Source organism: uncultured Marinobacter sp. (assembly GCF_963974375.1).
GTDB lineage: Bacteria > Pseudomonadota > Gammaproteobacteria > Pseudomonadales > Oleiphilaceae > Marinobacter.
In genome coordinates, this window is record NZ_CAXBDN010000333.1 from 1 (window position 1) to 3783 (window position 3783).

General features: G+C 55.6%; 3 protein-coding genes and 1 pseudogene. All 4 read left to right on the top strand.

The window, feature by feature from the left end:
• Window positions 1-52: 52 nt before the first annotated feature.
• Window positions 53-1849 (top strand): annotated as a pseudogene (locus AAC035_RS19440) (efflux RND transporter permease subunit); the annotation flags it as partial.
• Between the two features lie 321 nt (window positions 1850-2170).
• On the top strand, window positions 2171-2521 hold the full coding sequence (locus tag AAC035_RS19445; RefSeq protein WP_273096602.1) for a hypothetical protein: 351 nt from the start codon (window positions 2171-2173) through the stop codon (window positions 2519-2521).
• Window positions 2522-2552: 31 nt separating this feature from the next.
• Window positions 2553-3515, top strand: coding sequence for a DUF932 domain-containing protein (locus AAC035_RS19450; protein ID WP_273096605.1), 963 nt, complete (start codon window positions 2553-2555; stop codon window positions 3513-3515).
• Between the two features lie 91 nt (window positions 3516-3606).
• Window positions 3607-3783, top strand: a 177-nt coding sequence (locus tag AAC035_RS19455; protein WP_339806769.1) for a YqaJ viral recombinase family protein, incomplete at its 3' end; no start/stop codon positions are given.

The following is a 3783-nucleotide window of genomic DNA, read 5'->3' on the forward strand; positions in this document are numbered from 1 at the left end:
GACATAACCACCAGGCAGAGCAACCGGGAAAGAGTGGAGAGCAGCGTGATGACTGTTTTTCTCGCTCCTGATCATTACCGTCAGTTTTGTGCCGGTGTTTGCCCTGGAGGCGCAGGAAGGGCGGATGTTTTCTCCCCTGGCGTTCACCAAAACCTACGCCATGGCGGCGAGTGCGGCCCTGGCGGTGACGCTGGTGCCGGTGCTGATGGGCTATTTCATTCGCGGCAAGGTGCTGCCGGAGCACAAGAACCCCGTGAACCGCCTGCTGGTTGGCGTTTATATGCCGGTGCTGAAGCTGGTGTTACGCTTCCCGAAAACGACGGTTATTGTTGCGTTGCTGGCATTGGCTGTGGGCCTTTGGCCAGCCACCAAAATCGGCAGTGAATTCATCCCGCCACTGGATGAAGGCGACCTGATGTACATGCCCACCACCTACCCGGGCATCTCCATTGGTAAGGCTCGGGAACTGTTGCAGCAAACGGACAAGCTGATTGCCACCGTACCCGAAGTCGAAACCGTGTTCGGCAAAGTGGGGCGGGCGGATACCGCTACCGATCCGGCTCCATTGACGATGATCGAGACCTTCATCCAGCTCAAGCCGAGGGATCAATGGCGGGAAGGCATGACCACCGAAAAGCTGAAGCAGGAGCTCAATACTCTGATTCGGTTCCCGGGGGTAACCAATGCCTGGGTTATGCCGATCATCACGCGCATCGATATGCTGGCAACGGGTATTAAAACGCCGGTGGGCATCAAGATTGCCGGTCCGGACCTTACCGTCATCCAGAACATCGGTAAACGCCTTGAGGAAGTCATGGTCGACATCCCCGGTACAGCCTCCGTTTACTCTGAGCGAGTCGCTGGGGGCCGCTACATCAAGGTGGATATTGATCGTGAGCGTGCCGCTCGTTATGGGCTGAATATCGCTGATGTTCAGCAGGTAGTGGCCTCCGCTATTGGTGGAATCAACGTTTCCAGAACCATCGAGGGACTTGAGCGGTATCCCATTAATCTTCGTTATCCGGAAGACTACCGGGATTCGCCCGAGAAGCTGGAGCAACTGCCCATCGTGACCGCATCCGGCCAGCGCATTGCCCTGGCAGATGTGGCGGAGATCGGCGTGGAGGATGGCCCGCCGGCCATTAAGAGTGAGAATGCCCGCCTGAACGGCTGGACCTTTGTGGATATTGAGGGTGTCGACGTAGGCACCTATGTTGAACAGGCCATGGTTACCGTGAGTGAAGAGCTGGATCTACCTCCCGGTTATTCAATCAACTGGTCTGGTCAGTATGAGTACATGCTCCGTGCGAAGGAAAAACTGACCTATGTGGTGCCGTTAACGCTGGCCATCATCGTCATCCTGCTGTTTCTTAACTTCCGCCGTTTTGCCGAAGTGGGGATTATTATGGGCACGCTACCGTTTGCGATGATCGGTGCTATCTGGCTGATGTATCTGCTTGGTTATAATTTTTCGGTAGCCGTCGGTGTCGGTTTCATTGCGCTGGCCGGCGTTGCGGTAGAGATTGGGGTGATCATGCTGGTGTATTTGAATCAGGCTTATAACGCAATGCTGGAAACGTGTGATGACAAAGGGCTGACGCCAAGGCGAGAAACCCTCCGCCATGCCGTACTACACGGTGCCGGTATGCGGGTTCGGCCAATCATGATGACGGCGGCCGCCATTATCGGGGGGCTTGTGCCCATTATGATTGGCACCGGTACAGGGTCGGAGGTGATGGGCCGGATTGCGGCACCTATGGTGGGCGGTATGATTTCCGCTGTCATTCTGGCGCTGCTGGTGATTCCTGTGCTCTTTTATCTCTGGAAACAGCGAACTCTTGGTGAGTAACGCCGATAGCAAGGTGCCAAGATTCGGCCTGGCACCTTGCTATCACGTCTTTACCGGTTATCACGATCATTCGCAGAGTGCCTACCCGTCTACTGCGCATATTCCAAAATCTATTTGCCTGAACGTTCGCTTTGCGACCTTAGCGAGCAGTCGATTTCCTCAAGTTTAGTCTGACCAAACGGGCGAGAGGTACGGCTTTAAGACGCAACGGGATCTATGTCTCTCATGTTTCATGATTCCATCGAATTTGAAACCTATATCACCCCTGTGAACCAGGGCACTGACAGTGCCTTCCCTCCCAATTCACAGAGGTAATTCCCAATGTCCGAACAATGTCCCAACTGCCTGTCCCGGCGGATTGGCAAGAACAACTACGGCAAGAAAACCGCTGGTGTGGTCGGCGCGTCTGCCGGTACCTACGGCGGCTATGCGGCTGCCACGGCCGGAGCCCAAGCGGGTGCTGCCCTCGGTATCGTTGCCGGTCCTATCGGTGCGACTGTTGGCGGTATCGGCGGTGCCGTCATTGGTGCGCTGCTGGGTGGTGCCACTGGCGCTTCCGCTGGCGTGATTCTGGGCGATGTCCTGGATGACCGTGTGCTGGACAACCTTCGCTGCCTTGATTGCGGCTATTCCTTCAGTACCGATCCCGACTCCCGCGACGATATCCGCTGATTCCACTCGCAAATTCCATAGGAGAACAACAATGGCTCATCTCATTGAACAAATGGCCTACGTTGGTCAAACCCCCTGGCATGGCCTGGGGAACGAACTGACTTCGAATCAGCCCTTGGAGGTCTGGGCAAAACAAGCGGGCTTGGATTGGCAGATTCAGGAAAGTCCTGTCCGCTTCGTCACCAATTCCAGTGGCAGCTTAGGTGAAATCCTGTCCTACCCGGATTCCAAAGTGCTTTACCGCTCGGATACCAAGGCTCCGCTGTCGGTCGTCGGTAACCGCTTTAAGGTGGTTCAGCCCGATGAGATTCTGGAGTTCTATCGGGATCTGACCGAGGTGTCTGGCTTTGAGCTGGAAACAGCTGGTGTTCTGAAAGGTGGCCGCAAGATGTGGGCTCTGGCCCGCACCGGCCAATCCGGCATGCTCAAGGGCAACGATCAAACCAATGCCTACGTTCTGCTGGCCACCGCTTGCGACGGAACCATGGCAACCACTGCCCAGTTCACCAGTATCCGTGTGGTTTGCAACAACACGCTGGCTGTTGCGCTGAAGGGCTCTAATGCCAACGCCGTCAAGGTGAAGCACAACACGGCCTTTGATGCGGATCTGGTGAAAAAGCAGCTTGGTATTTCGGTAAGTGCCTGGGACGACTTCATGTACCGCCTGAAGACCCTGAGTGAGCGAAAGGTCAAGACTACTGAGGCCAGGAACTACTTCCTGAAGGTGTTCACCGATGATTCCGGAAGTGGTGTTGGCAAAACTAACGAGCGATCCATGGCCAAAGCATTATCCCTCTATGAAGGCGGGGGCATGGGAGCCATGTTGGCTTCATCTGAAGGTACGGCCTATGGGTTGCTGAACGCGGTGACGGAATTCATCGATCACCAGCGCCGTGCCAAAACTGTCGACCACCGCCTGGATTCCGCCTGGTTCGGTACCGGTGCTGCCATGAAGAACCGTGCATTAGAGCAGGCCATGTCACTTGTGGCCTGAGCCAACCTTACAAATCCCAAAACCGCCATAAAGCCCACCGGAGCCTGGTGCTCTGGTGGGCTTTTTTATGTCTGGAGAAAACGCCATGGGCATGAGTGCAAACACAATTCAGAAACAGCGACCGGCATTGCGCCTGGTCTCCAACAAGGGTCTCAGCCGGGAAGAATGGCTGAAGGTACGGAAACAGGGCATTGGCAGTAGTGATGCCGCTGCGGCTGTTGGCATGAACCCTTATCAATCCCAGCTCGAGCTCTGGATGGTCAAAACC

Excerpts from the sequence above, each read along its gene's own strand:
- AAC035_RS19450 (WP_273096605.1), top strand. The coding sequence starts at position 2,553 with ATGGCTCATCTCATTGAACAAATGGCCTACGTTGGTCAAACCCCCTGG.
- AAC035_RS19445 (WP_273096602.1), top strand. The coding sequence starts at position 2,171 with ATGTCCGAACAATGTCCCAACTGCCTGTCCCGGCGGATTGGCAAGAAC.